Source organism: Streptomyces sp. HNM0575, assembly GCF_012726265.1.
In the GTDB taxonomy this organism is placed as follows: Bacteria; Actinomycetota; Actinomycetes; order Streptomycetales; family Streptomycetaceae; genus Streptomyces.
Genome location: NZ_JAASAG010000014.1, coordinates 102818 through 119185 on the forward strand (window position 1 = coordinate 102818; position 16368 = coordinate 119185).

General features: G+C 71.6%; 9 protein-coding genes and 1 tRNA gene. 8 read left to right on the plus strand and 2 right to left on the minus strand.

Features of this window, described 5'->3' with window-relative positions; genetic code table 11:
• Nucleotides 1-1138 precede the first annotated feature (1138 nt).
• The 3 genes from HCC61_RS27660 to HCC61_RS27670 all read left to right on the plus strand — a co-directional run bounded on the left by HCC61_RS27660 (nt 1139) and on the right by HCC61_RS27670 (nt 4114).
• Complete coding sequence (locus HCC61_RS27660; protein WP_169140088.1) at nt 1139-3007, plus strand: DEAD/DEAH box helicase; 1869 nt, start codon at nt 1139-1141, stop codon at nt 3005-3007.
• Between the two features lie 85 nt (nt 3008-3092).
• Nucleotides 3093-3165: transfer RNA gene (locus tag HCC61_RS27665), tRNA-Lys, on the plus strand.
• Nucleotides 3166-3424: 259 nt separating this feature from the next.
• Entirely contained in the window at nt 3425-4114 is a 690-nt protein-coding gene (locus tag HCC61_RS27670; RefSeq protein WP_169140090.1) for a hypothetical protein, read from the plus strand.
• 15 nt (nt 4115-4129) lie between these two features.
• Here the strand turns inward: HCC61_RS27670 and HCC61_RS27675 are convergent, their stop codons facing one another.
• Nucleotides 4130-6034 carry a glycosyltransferase family 2 protein gene (locus HCC61_RS27675; protein WP_169140092.1) on the minus strand — a complete coding sequence of 635 codons (1905 nt, stop codon included), beginning with the start codon at nt 6032-6034 and terminating at the stop codon, nt 4130-4132.
• A 482-nt stretch (nt 6035-6516) separates the two neighbouring features.
• Nucleotides 6517-7404, minus strand: a complete 888-nt coding sequence (locus HCC61_RS27680) for an FkbM family methyltransferase (RefSeq protein WP_169140094.1) — start codon at nt 7402-7404, stop codon at nt 6517-6519.
• Nucleotides 7405-7620: 216 nt separating this feature from the next.
• Here HCC61_RS27680 and HCC61_RS27685 point away from each other — a divergent pair, with 216 nt between their 5' ends.
• From HCC61_RS27685 to HCC61_RS27705, 5 genes are all read left to right on the plus strand, one after another.
• Nucleotides 7621-8379 (plus strand): MerR family transcriptional regulator, encoded by a 759-nt coding sequence (locus HCC61_RS27685; RefSeq protein WP_169140096.1) that lies wholly within the window; start codon nt 7621-7623, stop codon nt 8377-8379.
• Between the two features lie 414 nt (nt 8380-8793).
• Nucleotides 8794-10914, plus strand: coding sequence for an APC family permease (locus HCC61_RS27690; protein ID WP_169140098.1), 2121 nt, complete (start codon nt 8794-8796; stop codon nt 10912-10914).
• A gap of 328 nt (nt 10915-11242) precedes the next feature.
• Nucleotides 11243-12709 carry an aldehyde dehydrogenase family protein gene (locus tag HCC61_RS27695; RefSeq protein ID WP_169140100.1) on the plus strand — a complete coding sequence of 489 codons (1467 nt, stop codon included), beginning with the start codon at nt 11243-11245 and terminating at the stop codon, nt 12707-12709.
• A gap of 102 nt (nt 12710-12811) precedes the next feature.
• Nucleotides 12812-14503, plus strand: a complete 1692-nt coding sequence (locus HCC61_RS27700; protein ID WP_169140102.1) for a GMC oxidoreductase — start codon at nt 12812-12814, stop codon at nt 14501-14503.
• Nucleotides 14500-16005, plus strand: a complete 1506-nt coding sequence (locus HCC61_RS27705) for an amino acid permease (RefSeq protein ID WP_169140104.1) — start codon at nt 14500-14502, stop codon at nt 16003-16005. The genes HCC61_RS27700 and HCC61_RS27705 overlap by 4 nt, the downstream gene beginning before the upstream one ends.
• Nucleotides 16006-16368 lie beyond the last annotated feature (363 nt).

Genomic DNA, 16368 nt, shown 5'->3' on the forward strand with positions numbered 1-16368 from the left:
TTGGCGATCACGGCCGGGCCGGTGCCTGCCGTGCGGGGGGGGGGGTGGCAGTCGCCGGACTCGCCCTCGCGCGCGGCGTGTTGGGGCGACGGTTCGCGTGACCTGTTGCGCGGCGCGGCAGTTGAGCAGGGCGTCCGCCGGTGTTTGCCGTGTTTGCCGGTCCGCTCTCTCGCCTCGACCGACCGACCGTCCATCCCGTCCAGTCCTTCCCGCGTGCCCTGGAGGCCCCGCCGTGCGCTCGTCCCGTTTTCCGGGCTCCGCAGACCCCCGCGCCGTGCCGGGTCCGGAGGGCTGTTCCCGCTCGACTTCCCCCGGCCGTAAGGGAGTTCGCGCACCCGTCGTCCGTACGGTCGCTCGCACCGCCGCCCGCGCGGTGGCCGGCGCCATGGTGCTCGCGGTGCTGTCCGGATGCATGACGGTACGGGGCGAGGGAGCGGACGGCGGCGGGTCCGTCCGGCGTGACGGCTCGTCCTCGGCGGGCGCGGGCACGGGCACGGAGGTCCCGGAGGGCGGGCTCGGCCGGAGCCTGCGGCGCCAGGGCGAGCAAGGACCCGGGCAGGACCACCGGCATCGGCGGGGGCGTGAGCACGAGCACGGCAGGTCCGGCGGCGGCGCGGAAGCCCGCAAGCGGCACTCCGGGACCGGTGAGGGCACGAAGCGGCGCCATGCGCACGAGGGCGCCGACTCCGGTGCGGGGCACCACAGTTCGGGCGGCACGTCCGGCCGTACGGACCGCCCCGCCCGGCCGCGGCCCACTCCTCCTTCGCGTCCCCGTCCGCCGGCACCGCCCGAGCCGAGTGTGCCGAAGCCCACTCCCACCCGGACCCGGCCGCCGCAGCCCCCTCAGCCGTCGACGGCGGTGCCGGCGCCGCCCACCAGGCGATAGTTCCGTCAGGGGAGGTGAGGAGGCCGACGGGAGGGCCGCGGCGGGGCCGCGGACCGTCTCCGATCTCATTTGCGCGGCGCACCTCAGGGTGCGTATGCTGGTTGATCGTTTGATCCCATTTGCCCGGCGCCCTTGCAGAGCGCGCCGCGTGGCGCGTTTCTCTCAGCCGTGGCTGACCGCATAGAGGCGGTCTTTTGCGAATTCACGGAGTCTGGGCGCGTGCTGCTGAACTCCGGAAGGTTCGCACTTCGCATGTCTGTTGCCTCGATCGACGCTGTCCTGCCCGAGGACGAGGACACCGTCACCTTCGCCGATCTCGGGCTTCCCGAGCCCGTGGTGCGCAAGCTCGCACAGAACGGCGTCACCATCCCCTTCCCCATCCAGGCCGCGACCATCCCGGACGCGCTGGAGGGCAAGGACATCCTCGGCCGTGGCCGTACGGGCTCCGGCAAGACCCTCTCCTTCGGGCTGCCGCTGCTGACGCGCCTCACCGGCGCCCGCACCGAGCGCAAGCGCCCCCGCGGCGTCATCCTCACGCCCACGCGTGAGCTGGCCATGCAGGTCTCCGACGCGCTCCAGCCGTACGGCGACGTGCTCGGGCTCAAGCTCAAGGTCGTCTGCGGCGGCACCTCGATGGCGAACCAGATCACGGCCCTGGAGCGCGGAGTCGACGTCCTCGTCGCGACCCCCGGGCGGCTGCGCGACCTGATCGGGCGCGGCTCCTGCTCGCTGGAGGACGTCGAGGTGGCCGTGCTCGACGAGGCCGACCAGATGTCCGACCTGGGCTTCATGCCCGAGGTCACCGAGCTGATGGACCAACTGCCCGAGGGCGGGCAGCGGATGCTCTTCTCCGCGACGATGGAGAAGGAGATCGACACCCTCGTACGGCGTTACCTCGTCACGCCCGTCGTCCACGAAGTGGACGCCGCGCAGGGCGCCGTGACGACGATGAGCCACCACGTGCTCGTCGTGAAGCCGCGCGACAAGGCGCCGGTGACCAGTGCCATCGCCTCGCGCAAGGGCCGCACGATCATTTTCGTGCGCACGCAGCTCGGCGCCGACCGCGTGGCCGAGCAGCTGCGGGAGGGCGGCGTCGGCGCGGACGCGCTGCACGGCGGCATGACGCAGGGCGCCCGTACGCGCACGATGGCGGACTTCAAGGACGGCAAGGTCAACGTGCTGGTCGCGACGGACGTCGCGGCCCGCGGCATCCACGTCGACAACATCGACCTGGTGCTGAACGTCGACCCGGCCGGCGACCACAAGGACTATCTGCACCGCTCCGGGCGTACGGCGCGGGCCGGGCTGTCCGGCACGGTCGTCTCGCTGGCGCTGCCGCACCAGCGGAAGCAGATCTTCCGGCTGATGGAGGACGCGGGCGTCGACGCCTCGCGGCACATCATCGGGCGGGGCGACGTCTTCGACGAGGAAGTGACGCGGATCACGGGTGCGCGTTCGCTGACCGAGGTGCAGGCCGAGGCGACCGCGAACGCCGCCAAGCAGGCCGAGCGCGAGGCCGCCAAGCTGAGCAGGCAGCTGGAGCGGGCGCAGCAGCGTGCGGCCGAACTCCGCGAGGAATCCGAGCGGTTGACGGCGCGCGCGGCGCGCGAGCGCGGCGACGACCCGGACGCCGCCGTCGCCGAGGCGTCTGCGGCACTGACCGCCGAGGTGGAGGCGGACGTGCAGCGCGAGCTGCGCCGGGAGCAGCGCCGCGAGGTGCGCGAGCAGCGCGACCGGGAGCAGCGCGATCACCGTGAGCAGCGGGACCAGCGCGACCAGCGTGAGCAGCGGGACCAGCGCCGGGACGGCAGGCGGGACGACCGCGGCGGTGACCGTGGCGACCGGCGTGACGGCGGGCGGCCCGCGTACGGGCGCGACCGTGACCGTCCCCGTGGCGACCGGCGCGAAGCCCGTCCGTCGTACAACTCGTACAACCGCGAGCGCCGCGAAGGCGACCGCCCGGGCTTCCGCCGGGACGACCGGCGCCCCTCGTCCTCGTACGGTCGCGACGCCCGCTCCCACGACGACCGCCGCCCGCACGGCCGACGCGACGATCACCGCGGAGGCGGCCGGTCGTTCGACCGCCGTACGGACAAGCCGCGCTGGAAGCGCAACGGCTGACGCCCCTCCTGACCCCTGAAACCTCCCCAGCGCGAAGGCCAATGCCTTCGAAGCCCGGCGGCCCGCCGGGCTATGCTGCGGGGGCGGGCCGTTAGCTCAATTGGCAGAGCAGTGGACTTTTAATCCATTGGTTGAGGGTTCGAGTCCCTCACGGCCTACCGACCGTTTTTGAACGAACATCCACCCGGCCCTGACCGGCGGTTCTCCGCCCGTCGGGGCCCTTTCCGTCGCTGTTCCGTCGCTGTTCCGTCGCTGCCGGCCCGTGGCCGGTGCGGGGCGGGGCGGGCGAAGCGTCGTGTGGGAGCGCACGCAGCCCGGGGACTGCTCGTATGAGTGACGTGCGATGCTGAGGCACAGGTGGTGTCGGACTTGCCCGGGGGCTGCGGCCCGCCGGGACACGGGGGAGGAACGCGCGTCATGGAAATCCTGTTCTACCTGCTGTTCTTCGTCGCGCTCGCGGCCCTGATCATTTCGTCCCGGAGGCGAGCCGCTCGGCGTACGCAGGCCAGGGTGGAGGGCCGAGCGGAGCTGAAGGCCCTGGCGGAGGGCCGCGGTTGGAGCTATGAGCCCGGGGTCGCCGGGCTCATCGACGCGTTCTCCGGCGCCGGTCCGCTGCCCGTCGCGAAGGGCGTGCCGGGCGGCAACGTCGTCACCGGGACGCACCGCGGGTTCGCTTTCCGGGCCTTCGAGTACCAGAGCACCCTCAGCGTGGGGTCCGGGGTGGACGATCACATGAGGCAGCAGATCCACTACTTTCCCGTGTGGGCACTGAAGTTGAGCGCGCACGTTCCCGACATCCGCATTCTGCACCGGCGTTGGCACAGCAAGGTCACCTCGGGCGGCTCCCTCGCCACGGGGATCCCGCAGGTCGACGAGGAGTTCCACATCGTCGCCGAGGACGAGGAGGGCGCCCTGGCGCTCCTGCGCGGCGGGCTGGGCCGGTTCCTGATCTCCGACCCGCGCGCGGGCGAATTGCCGCTCGAGGTGCGCTACGGCCATCTGCTCACCTGGCGTTCGGAGGTGCAGCTCTCGACGGAGAACCTCGACGCACCGCTGGACTTCCTCACCGACGCCGTCGGGAGCCTCCAGGGACAGGCGGCGTCGTAGCAGAGCCTCGGGCGGTCACCAGGCCGCCGGCTGGAGGACCGGACGGCGCAGCTTCGGGGTGCGCTGCCGTGGCCGGTCCGTTTCGTTCTCCGCCGGTACGTCGATGGAGTAGCCGCGCAGGGTGCGGGCGGCGCGCCAGCCGCCGAAGCCCAGTTGGAGCTGGAGGTCCCAGGTGCCCGGGGCCAGGGGGCGGCCGTTGTCGGCCGTGGCGGGGTCGACGGTGAACTCCGTCTCGAAGCTCAGGGCGCAGTCGTCACGTTCGTCGCCCTGCTCGTGGGCTGCCCGTTCCGCACGCTGATCGTGGGCTTCGCGTTCCGCACGCTGATCGGCGGCTTCGCGTTCCGCACGCTCGTCGCGGGGGTCCGGTCCGTCCGCGTACGGATGGGAGCCCGGCGAGCCCGGGGAGCCCGGCAGTCCCAGGCGCTCGCTCAGGCGGCGCGCGGCTCCCCCGGCGGCCCTGGTCAGCGTCTTGAGCGCTTCCGGCGCGGTGGCCTGGGTCTTGCCGTTGCGCAGCGGTTCCTCGACCACGCGGTGGTCGAGCGGCACGCTCAGCACCGTTCCGCCTTCGCGGTGGCGCAGCAGGCCGCGGACGCTGCTGCGCCGCACCGCGCTCGTGAAGTCGGCGGCCTCCGCGACTCCCGGCACGGCGTCGACGGCGGCGATTTCCGGGGGGCCCGCGGCGGCGGCTGCGGTGTCCGGCGCGGCTCCGGCGTCCGCCGCCTCCCCGGTTCCCGGAGTCAGCCGCAGCCGGTGGCGGCCTCGCGTCCGTGAGAAGGCCAGCGGCACGGAACGGGCGCCCTTGCCGCTCTTGCGTACGAGCCGGGTGCCGCACCTGACGGTGAGCCGCCCGCCGTCGTCCCACTTCGCGGAGTGGACGTGCGGCTGCTGGTCGACCGCGGCCTCGAACTTCGCGTACTCGTCGAGCGGCGTCCGGTCGTGATGGCGGGCCAGTGCCGCGACGATCCGCAGCCGGGTGGGGAGCGCCGCGTCCGCCTCCGGCGGCATGTCGGCGGCCAGGGCGCCCACCGCCTCGAACCACTCGGTCTTCCGGTGGTCGGGCTGTGCGAGGTAGCGCTCGCCGCTGATCCGGGCGAGGGCCTTCTTGCCGTACCAGTTGGCCGCGAGCCGGTGGCGGCGGCGGGCGGAGGCGACGCGGGTGTCCGGGGCTTCGAGGATCGCGAGGACCTTGCGGACGCTGTCGACGTAGGGGCCGGGATCGATCTTCCCGTAGCTGATGTTGTTGTGCTCGTCGCCGCGGTGCCGCACCCAGTGGTAGCAGGTGTAGTCGTGCACGGTGGCCACCCGGTCGGTGAGCAGGTACGCGCGCAGCGTGAACATGTGGTCTTCCAGCCGGACCGGTCCCTCCGCGAAGCGCAGTCCGTGGTCACGCAGGAAGTCGCGCCGGAAGAGCTTGTGCACGGTCATCGACGTCAGCAGCGCGTTGGCGGACGTGCGGAGGTCGGCCGAGGCGAGGGGCTTCTCGAACAGGACGCGCGGCGCGCGGCGTCCGTGCCCGGCCATGCGCCCTATGACGATGTCGGCTCCCGTCTCCCGTGCACGCTCGTAGGTGCGTTCAAGGGCTTCGGGCGCGAGCCAGTCGTCGTCGTCGACGAAGTGGACGAACTCGCCACGGGCTTCGTCGACGCCGATGTTGCGGGGCCTGCCGGGCCAGCCGGAGTTGCCGGTGCGTATCACGCGGACCGCCGACTCGGCTTCCTGGCGGGCGAGTTCGGATTCGAGTATCGCGACGGTGTCGTCGGTGGAGCCGTCGTCGACGTAGACGACTTCGAAGTCGGAGCGGGGCATGGTCTGGGCGAGGAAGGAGCGCAGTCCGGTCAGCACCGTCCTGCCGGTGTTGTGGGTCGGGACGACGACGCTCACCTTGACCGGGGGCTTGCTGACCGTGGGCGTGGTACGCACTGCAACCTTTCAGCTGGATTACGGCTTGTTTCCTGCGGTTGCCCGCGTGCTGTAAAGCCCAGATGAACGGAGTCCGACCGGCCGGAATGAATTCCGGACCGGCAGCGTGAAGCGAGTTCGGTGACCGCCGCCGGGCGCTGACCGCCGCCGGGCGCCGTACGGGTCCCACGCCTGCCGGGAAAGATGCGGTGGCGGATGTCACTCCGGGGGCGGTGGCGGGATCCCGAAGCCCCGGCGAGCCGGGGGCCTGGGAACGGGCGCCCGGGGGTGTGTGGTTCGCGGTCCCTCGGTTCGCCGTCCTCGGCTCGCCGTTCTCAACTCGTGGGCGTGCGGGGGTGGTTGAGCGTGCGGGCCCTCGACGCTCCCTGTCTCGGGTCGCCAACTCCCTCTCGGTGCCTCTGTCTTCGGGCAGGTGGGCTGGAGACAGGTGGGGCAGGCGGGGTGCGCGCGGCGGACGCGTTACGGCTCCGCCCGCCGTGTCCTCAGCGCAGCCTGGCCGGTGCCGACTCCGCCCGCGCCAGTACGCAGTCGAACTCCACGACGCGCCCCGTGGTCTTCTCACGCGTGACCGGATACATCCCGGTGATCTCGAAGCCCGCGTCCTCGTACGCGGCGATCGCCTCGCTCATGTGCGGGCTCCCCTCGTACAGCCGGAGCACGGCGACCTCCGACTGCATCCCGACGAAGTCGCCTATTCGCTCGCCGGCGCCGGCGAAGACCTCCATGTCGAAGCCCTGCGTGTCCATCTTCAGATAGGGGCGCGGCTCGGCGATCCCCTCCAGGGCCTCGTCCATGACCTGATCCAGCCGCCGTATCCGCACCTGTTCGGTACGGGAGTCGGCGAACCGCTTGTAGCGCTTCTTTCCGTAAGCGCTGGGCGGCAGCAGCGAGTTCATGGTCTTCCAGCCCAGGTGCATGTCCTGGACGGACTCGCTGCGGCCCAGTGCGAAGGGGCACACCCGCCAGTCGGGATCGCGGCCGGCGGACTTGCGCAGCCGCTCCAGCGCCTCCGGTACGGGCTCGAACGAGACGATCCTGCCGCGGTAACCGGACTCGCGGAGCTGCCTGCCGTACTGCCCCTTGTTCGCGCCGACGTCGAACACGCAGTTCACTTCGTAGTTGGCGAGCAGCTCGGCGACGTGGCGGGTGCACAGGTCGGCGGCGGCCGCCTTGTGCAGTCCCCAGCTGTCGGCGGACGTGTCGGTGTCGGTGTCCGGTCGCTTGCCGCCCACCATCCACGAATCCACGCTCGTCTTCGTAGCGGTGTAGCCGCCGCGCCGGGAGACAACGGCGGCACCCGGGCCGAGGTCGAGCACCTGCACACCCAACCTGGGCAGTGCACCGAGCGCCTTTCTGAACATTGTTGTCATCTTTCGAGGCTAACCGTGCACATTCGGCCACTGTCAAATGCGGGCGGTCTTGTGCGGTGGGGGTGCGCTGCCGGTGCCGGTGCCGGTGCCGGTGCCGGTGCGGGTGCGGGTGCGGGTGCGGGCCGGGGTCGCGGTCCGGTGGCCCGCGGGAAATTCCGCTTGCACCTCACGTCACGTGAGGGCTCATCGTGAAGTGCGTACGAGAGAGGAGCGGAGATGAGCTACTCCGTGGGACAGGTCGCCGGGTTCGCCGGCATCACCGTGCGCACGCTGCATCACTACGACGAGATCGGCCTGCTGGTGCCCGGCGAGCGCAGCCATGCCGGCCACCGCCGTTACGGCGACGCCGACCTGGACCGGCTCCAGCAGATCCTGTTCTACCGGGAGCTCGGCTTTTCGCTCGAAGAGGTGGCGGTACTTCTCGACGACCCGGACGTGGACCCGCGGGAGCACCTGCGGCGGCAGCACGAGCTGCTGAGTTCGCGGATCGAGAGGCTCCGGAAGATGGCCGCCGCCGTCGAACACGCAATGGAGGCACGGAAGATGGGCATCGATCTCACACCCGAGGAGAAGTTCGAGGTGTTCGGGGACTTCGACCCCGACCAGTACGCGGAGGAGACCGAGCGGCGCTGGGGCGGCACCGACGCGTACCGCGAGTCGCAGCGCAGAACGGCCTCGTACACGAAGGAGGACTGGCTGCGGATCAAGGAGGAGGGCGAGCGGTGGGGACGGGACTTCGCCGCGCTGATGGAGAGCGGCGCGGGGCCGGAGTCAGAGGCGGCGATGGATCTCGCCGAGGAGCACAGGCGGCAGATCGGCCGCAACTTCTACGAGTGCCCGTATGAGATGCACACCTGCCTCGGTGAGATGTACGTCGCGGACGAGCGCTTCACCGCGTACTACGAGGCGATCAAGCCGGGCATGGCGCGGTACCTGCGGGATGCGATCTTCGCCAATGCGGTGCGGGGGGTTTGAGCCGCGGTTTCCGGCGCCTCCGGCGCCCGCCTTCGGGCACCTCCCGTGCCTTCGGGCACCTCCCGTGTCTCCGATCGCCTCCGGCGCCTTTGGGCACCTCCGGCGCCAGCCGTGCCCTTCGGGGCCTCCGGCTTCCCGGCGCCTCCGGCGCCACAGCGGCACCGGTTCCCGTGCGGTGCCCGGGGGCGGTTGTCCGCCGGTGTCGGGGCACCACGGTTCCCGTTCGGTGCCGGGGGCGGTTGTCCGCCGGTGCCGGGAGCACGGTTGCCGTCCGGTGCCCGGGCACGGTTCCCGTCGGGTGCCGGGCCACCGGTTCCCGTCCGGTGTCGGGGGGCGCGGTTCCCGTGCGGTGCCCGGGGGTACGGGCCGTGCCGGAGCGCCCCGGCCCGTACCCCTGCGCTTACGCTCGCCCACGTGGCGAACCTGAGCGACTCGGTCAAGCGGCTGCTGATCGGTCGCGCGCTCCCGACGGAGGACCTGCGGGAGACGCTGCTCCCGAAGCGGCTCGCGCTGCCCGTGTTCGCCTCGGACCCGTTGTCGTCGGTCGCCTATGCCACGCAGGAGATCCTGCTGGTGCTCACGCTCGGCGGGCTGGCGTATCTGCATCTCGCCAAGTGGGCCGCCGCCGCGGTGGTGGCGCTGATGGCGGTGGTGGTGCTGTCGTACCGGCAGGTCGTGCAGGCCTATCCGTCCGGCGGCGGCTCGTACGAGGTCGTCTCCACCAATCTGGGCCCGTCCGCGGGCCTGGTCGTGGCCGCTTCGCTGCTCGTGGACTACGTGATGACGGTCGCGGTCTCCGTCGCGGCGGGCGTGGACAACGTCATCTCCGCCGTACCGTCCCTGCACGGTCAACGGACGCTGCTGGCCGTGCTGTTCGTGGCCGTGCTCGCGACGGTGAATCTGCGCGGCCTGCGGGAGTCGGGGCGGGCGTTCGCGGTGCCCACGTATCTGTTCGCCGGCGGTGTGCTGGTCATGTGCGCCACGGGCCTGTTCCGTGCCGCCGTCGGCGACGCTCCCGTGGCCGAGTCGGCGGCACACGGAATCCGGCCGGTACCGGGGGACAGCGGCCTCACCGGCTTCGCCCTGTTCCTGCTGGCGCTGCGTGCGTTCACCAGCGGCTGTACGGCGCTGACGGGTGTGGAGGCGATCTCCAACGGCGTGCCCGCGTTCCGCAGGCCCAAGCCGAGGAACGCCGCGATCACGCTGAGCGTGATGGGCCTGATCGCGATCACGATGTTCACCGGCGTCACCGCGCTCGCACTGGTCGCCGACGTGCACATCACCCAGGACACGTGCCGGCTCACCGGCGTCGGCGGCGACTGCGCGGGCACGCCGCAGCGCACCGTCGTGGCCCAGCTGGCCGCGGCGACCTTCGGCGGCGATCACAGCTTCGGCTTCTACTTCGTGCAGGCGGTGACGGCGCTGGTTCTCGTGCTGGCCGCCAACACCGCGTTCAACGGCTTTCCGCTGCTGTCGTCGATCCTGGCCCGGCACCGCTACCTTCCGCGCCAACTGCACACCCGCGGGGACCGGCTGGCCTTCTCCAACGGGATCGTGGCGCTGGCCCTGGTCGCGGCCGTGCTGCTGTGGGCGTACCACGCCTCCGTGACGAGCCTGATCCACCTCTACATCCTGGGCGTCTTCACCTCGTTCACGCTCTCCCAGACGGGCATGGTCCGGCACTGGAACCGCGAACTGCGCAATCTGACGGCCTCGGTCCGTACGAACGAGCCGGGCAAGGCTTCCGGCCCGGATGCAGCCGCCCTGCGCCGCCGCCACCACACGGCGCGCGCCGTCAACGCGGTGGGCGCGTCGATCACCGGTGTGGTGCTCGTCGTCGTGCTGTTCACCAAGTTCCTTGAGGGCGCCTATCTGGCGGTGCTCGCGGCGGTGCTGCTCTGGCTGATGATGCGCGGCATCAGGCGGCACTACGACAGCACGTCGGACGAACTCGCCGTGGCCGACCCGTCCGAGGAGGCGGTGCTGCCCTCGCGCGTACGGGCGGTGGTGCTGATCTCCCGGCTGCACAAGCCCGCGCTGCGCGCACTGGCCTACGCGCGCGCATCGCATCCCGACACCCTGGAGGTCGTCACCGTCGCGGTCGACCGCGACGAGGCCAAGCAGCTGCGGGCGCAGTGGGATTCGGCGCGGATCGCGACACCGCTGAAGACGCTGGCGTCGCCTTACCGCGAGGTGACGAGACCGATCGTGGAGTACGTCCGCTCGATTCGCCGGGAGAGCCCGCGCGACGTGATCAACGTCTTCATCCCGCAGTACGTCGTGGGCCGCTGGTGGGAGAACCTGCTGCACAACAAGTCCGCGCTGTGGCTCAAGAGCCGGCTGCTCCTCGTGCCCGGCGTGATGGTCACCGCCGTGCCGTGGCATCTCACCTCCTCCAGGCGCCGGCCCGCCCGGCCTCCGGGGCGCGCTCCGGGTTCCTTCCGGCGCGGGGAGCCCGCCGTACGGCCCCAGGGGCGGGTACCGGTGCCGGACGACGTGGACGAGGGCCACGAGCCGGACGAGAAAGGCGGGTAGCGGGCCTGCCGGATACGGCTGCGGACGACGGGGCCCGCGGCATACCGCTGCGGACGACGGGCAACGGCGGTGACGTACGGACGCGTCGACGCGTCGACGCGTCGACGGGGCGGCGGAAACGCACAGCGGGCGGTCGTTCTCCATGACGGATGCGGTCAACTCCGGTCAGCCGCTCGCCCGTTCTTAGTCCACGTGGGTCAACATCCCCTCCCCAAGTCCCCCCGTCCGGTGCGCCCCGTAGGAAGCCGCCCCGCCCCGCACGATGTTGGAGCGGTCATGCCGGCGACAGGGGGACGGCGAACACCAGGGGCGAGCGGAGGGCTTCGCGATGGCCGAGCTGTACATCGACGGCGAGTGGACCGGGGCCGTCACCGGCGGACAGCGCGATGTGGTCAACCCGTTCGACGCCTCCGTCATCACCGCGGTCGACGAGGCGGACGAGACCGACGTGGACTTGGCGGTACGGGCCGCCAAGCGGGCCTTCGAACGCGCCGACTGGGCATGGGCGCCGACCCGCCGCCGCGCGGACGTCCTCTACCGCGTGCACGAACTCCTCCTGCGCGACCTGGAGCAACTCGCCCGCCTGGAAACCCTGGACACCGGAAAGACGCTCGCCGAGTCGCGCCTCGACATCGAGGACATCGCGGGCGCCTTCCGCTACTTCTCCGAGATCGCGGGTAAGGAGGCGGGCCGCGTCGTCGACGTCGGCCCCGACGTGCTGAGCAGGGTCGTGTACCAGCCGGTCGGGGTGTGCGCGCTGATCGCACCGTGGAACTACCCGCTGCTCCAGGCCTCCTGGAAGGTCGCGCCCGCGCTGGCCGCGGGCAACACGTTCGTGCTCAAGCCGAGCGAGATGACGCCGCTGACGACGATCGCCCTGATGGGACTGCTGGAAGAGGCGGGCACGCCGCCCGGCGTGGCCAACCTGGTGCTGGGCGCGGGCGCCACGGTCGGCGCCGCGATGACCTCGCACCCGGAGGTCGATCTCGTCTCGTTCACGGGAGGACTGTCGACCGGGCGGAGGATCATGGAGAGCGCGGCGTCCGGGGTGAAGAACATCGCGCTGGAGCTGGGCGGCAAGAACCCCAACATCGTCTTCGACGACGCCGACTTCGACGCCGCGCTCGACTACGCCCTCGACGCGGCGTTCCTCCACTCCGGCCAGGTCTGCTCGGCCGGGTCGCGGCTCATCGTCCAGTACGGCCTGCACGACCGCTTCGTGACCGAACTCGCCTCCAGGGCCGAGGCGATCCGCCTCGGCGACGGTCTCGAACCGCTCACCGAGTCCGGGCCGCTCAGTTCGGCCGAGCACCGGGCGAAGGTGGAGGGCTATCTGGAGATCGCGCGCATGGACGGGGCGCGGCTCGTCACCGGTGGACGCCGTCCCGACGATCCCGAACTCGCCCGCGGATTCTTCCTGTTGCCCACCGTGTACGCGGACTGCAAGCCGACGATGCGGATCGTGCAGGAGGAGATCTTCGGGCCCGTCGTGACCGTGGAGCGCTTCTACACCGAGGAGGAGGCGCTGGAGCTGGCCAACGACACGCGTTACGGGCTCGCGGGCGGCGTGTGGACGGGCGACGCGGGCCGCGCGCAGCGGGTGGCCGACAGGCTGCGCCACGGCACGGTCTGGATCAACGACTTCCATCCGTACGTACCGCAGGCCGAGTGGGGCGGCTTCGGCAGGTCCGGCATCGGACGCGAACTCGGCCCGACGGGACTGCGGGAGTACCAGGAGGCGAAGCACATCTACCACAACCTCGCGCCGGCGCCGTCCGGTTGGTTCAAGGGCTGACCGGGCCGGGGGACCGGCCGGACCGGCCGGAGCGATCGCCGGGCCGGCACCGGCACCGGCCCGGCGGACAGGCGGAAGAGAGCGCGGAGACGGCGGCACGACATGACTGAGACGAGCGGGAACACCGGCGGCGGCGACCGCGGCGACGACGCCTACGACTACGTGATCGTCGGCGGCGGCACCGCCGGCTGCGTACTGGCCGCGCGGCTGACGGAGGACCCCGGGTGCCGGGTGTGCGTCATCGAGGGCGGCCCCAGCGACGTCGGCGACGAGAACGTGCTGAAGCTGAGGAACTGGATCAATCTCCTCGGCACCGAGTACGACTACGCCTACCCCACCGTCGAACAGCCCCGCGGCAATTCCCACATCCTGCACTCCCGTGCCCGCGTCCTCGGTGGCTGCTCCTCCCACAACACCCTCATCAGCTTCCTGCCCTTCCCGCACGACCTGGAGGAGTGGGTGCGCCTCGGGGCCGACGGCTGGGACGCCGGCACGCTGCTCCCGTACCGGCACCGGCTGCGGAACACCATCCGCCCGGTCGCCGAGAAGGACCGCAACCCCGTCGCGCACGACTTCGTCAACGCCGCGGTGAACGCGCTCGACGTGCCCGTCGTCGACGACTTCAACGAGCGGCCCTTCACCGAGGGCGCCGGCTTCTTCTCCCTCGCCTACGATCCCGTCACCGGCCACCGCTCGTCGGCGTCCGTCGCATATCTCCACCCCGTCATGGACCGGCCCAACCTGACGCTGAGACTGGAGAGTTGGGCACACCGGCTGGTGCGGGACGCCGCGGGCCGCCTCACCAGGGTGCGGGTGCGGTACGCGGACGGCTCCGAAGGCACCGTACGGGCCGAGCGCGAACTGCTGCTGTGCGCGGGCGCGGTCGACACCCCGCGGCTGCTGATGCTCTCCGGCGTCGGACCGGCGGGCGCCCTGCGCAGGCTGGGCATCGAGGTGCTGGCCGACCTGCCGGGCGTGGGTGAGAACCTGCTGGACCACCCGGAGTCGGTCGTCGTCTGGGAGACGGCGGGCCCGCTCCCGCCGGAGTCGGCGATGGACTCCGACGCGGGCCTCTTCGTGCGGCGCGACGGCCGCGAACCCGGGCCCGACCTGATGTTCCACTTCTACCAGGTGCCGTTCACGCTCAACACCGAACGCCTCGGGCTGCCTTCGCCCCCGTACGGGGTGTGCATGACGCCCAACGTGCCCAAGTCCCGTTCCCGCGGGCGCATGTGGCTGCACAGCGCCGACCCCGCGGAGAAACCCGCCCTGGATTTCCGGTACTTCACCGACCCCGACGGCTACGACGAGCGCACGATCGTCGACGGTCTGCGCATCGCGCGCGAAGTGGCCGCCACCGGTCCGCTGCGCGAGTGGCTGCTCCGCGAGACGGCGCCCGGTCCCGACGCGACCACCGACGAGCAGCTCTCCGAGTACGGCAGACGCGCGGCGCACACCGTCTACCACCCGGCGGGCACCTGCCGGATGGGCCGCGCCGACGACGAAGGAGCGGTGGTCGACCCGCTGTTGAGGCTGCGCGGCGAGGAGGGCGTACGGGTGGTCGACGCGTCGGTGTTTCCGAGCATGCCGACCGTCAACCCGATGGTCACCGTGCTGCTCGTCGCCGAACGGGCCGCGGACCTGATCACCGGCCGTACGCGGACGGCCGCACCCACGGCGGGCGCGGCGACGGGGGCGGCAGGCACGGCGGGCGCGTCACCGGGCACGGCAGGCGGCATGCCCGGTGACGCGCCCGGTGACGCGCCGGCAGAACTGGGAGAGGAGCACCGATGACGGACGCCGGAAGCCCCGCCGCGGCGGGAGGCCCCGGGAGCAGCGGAGACGGCGGGGGAGGCGGCGCCGAACACGCCGAACACGGCTCGGAGTTCCGCAAGGAGATGGGCCCGTGGGCGAACTTCGCCCTCGGCTTCACGTACCTCTCCCCCGTCGTCAGCACCTACACCCTCTTCGCCACGGCCCTGGCCACCGGCGGGCCCCCGATGATCTGGGCCTTCCTGCTCGCGGGCGCCGGCCAGTTCCTCGTCGCGCTCGTCTTCGGCGAGATCGTCGCGCAGTACCCCATCGCGGGCGGCGTCTACCCGTGGGCGCGCCGGCTGTGGGGCATCCGCTGGGCGTGGATGACGGGCTGGGTCTACATGTGGGCGCTGCTGGTCACCATCACGGCCGTGGCGTACGGGGCCGGCCCGTACATCGCCATCCTCTTCGGCTTCGAACCGTCCGTGCACACCACCGTGCTGTGCACCGTCGCCCTGATCATCATCGCCGCGCTCATCAACTACGCGGGCACCAAGGCGCTTTCGAAGGCGGCGATCATCGGCTTCACCGCGGAGCTGGTCGGCGCCCTCGTCGTCGGCGTCTGGCTGCTGTCCACGCACCGCTTCCACGGAATCGGCGTGATCGTCGACAACTTCGGTACGGGAGGCGGCGGTTCGTACGTGCCGGTCTTCCTCGCCGCGGCCATCATCGGCTTCTACCAGTACTACGGCTTCGAGGCGTGCGGAGACCTCGCCGAGGAGGTCGCACGTCCCGGCATCGTCATCCCCCGGGCGATGCGGCGCACCGTCTACGTCGGCGGCGCCGCCGCCACCTTCACCTGCCTGACCCTGCTGCTCGCCGTCTCCGACTACAAGGCGGTCATCGCGGGCAAGGACACCGACCCGGTGGTGCGGGTGCTCTTCGACGCGCTGGGCGAGGTGGGAGCCCGCACGGTGATGGGCGTCGTGCTCATCTCGTTCCTGTCCTGCACGATCAGCCTCCAGGCCGCCGCGGGCCGCCTCATCTACTCGTACGCGCGGGACAAGATGGTCGTCGGGCACAGGCTGCTGCGCTCGTTCTCCTACGCGCGTGCCGTGCCGCACAACGCCCTGCTGGTGGCGGCCGTCATCCCCACCGTGATCGCCTTCGGGTCGCTGATCTCGGAGGACGCCCTCACGAAGATCGTCTCCTTTGCGATCCTGGGCATCTACGGCTCGTTCCAGATGGTCGTGCTCGCCGCGCTGCGCGCGCGGCTGAAGGGCTGGCGGCCCTCGGGCGAGTACCGGCTGGGCCGCTGGGGACTGCTCATCAACGCGTCGGCACTCGCGTACGGCATCTTCGCGATCATCAACATCTCCTGGGCGCGCAACCCGGAGCAGTCGTGGTGGGAGAACTGGATCGTGCTGCTGTGCGGCGGCGTGGTCGTCGGATCGGGGCTGCTGTACATGTTCACCACGCACCACTACGGGCGCGGTGACGCCCCGTCGGGCGACGCGATCCCGCAGCGCTCCGAGGTGTGAACCGGGTGTGAACCGGCGCCGGGCGCCGACTCCCGTGGCCTCGGCGGCAGTTGCGGGGTAGGCGGATCTGCGGGCGGGTGCCCGACTCGTGTACGGTCCCGTCCGTTACAGCAGCACCGTGGCCCCGTCCGCCGCCGATTCCCGCGGGCGAGGCGGCGGCCCGTGCCCCGGGTGCTGCCGGTGACGAGGACCGTTCCGCCCCGTGCGGGAAGCGCGTTGTCCGGACCTCTGCCGGGCTGTTCGTGCCGTTCGTCCGCCTGCCTTCTCCGCCGTCTCCTCGGCGGCCGGTGCGCGGACGCGGACACGGAGCCCGGCTGGGGAAGTGAACGCGTGAACTGACGTACGGGACGGTCTCTCTGCAAC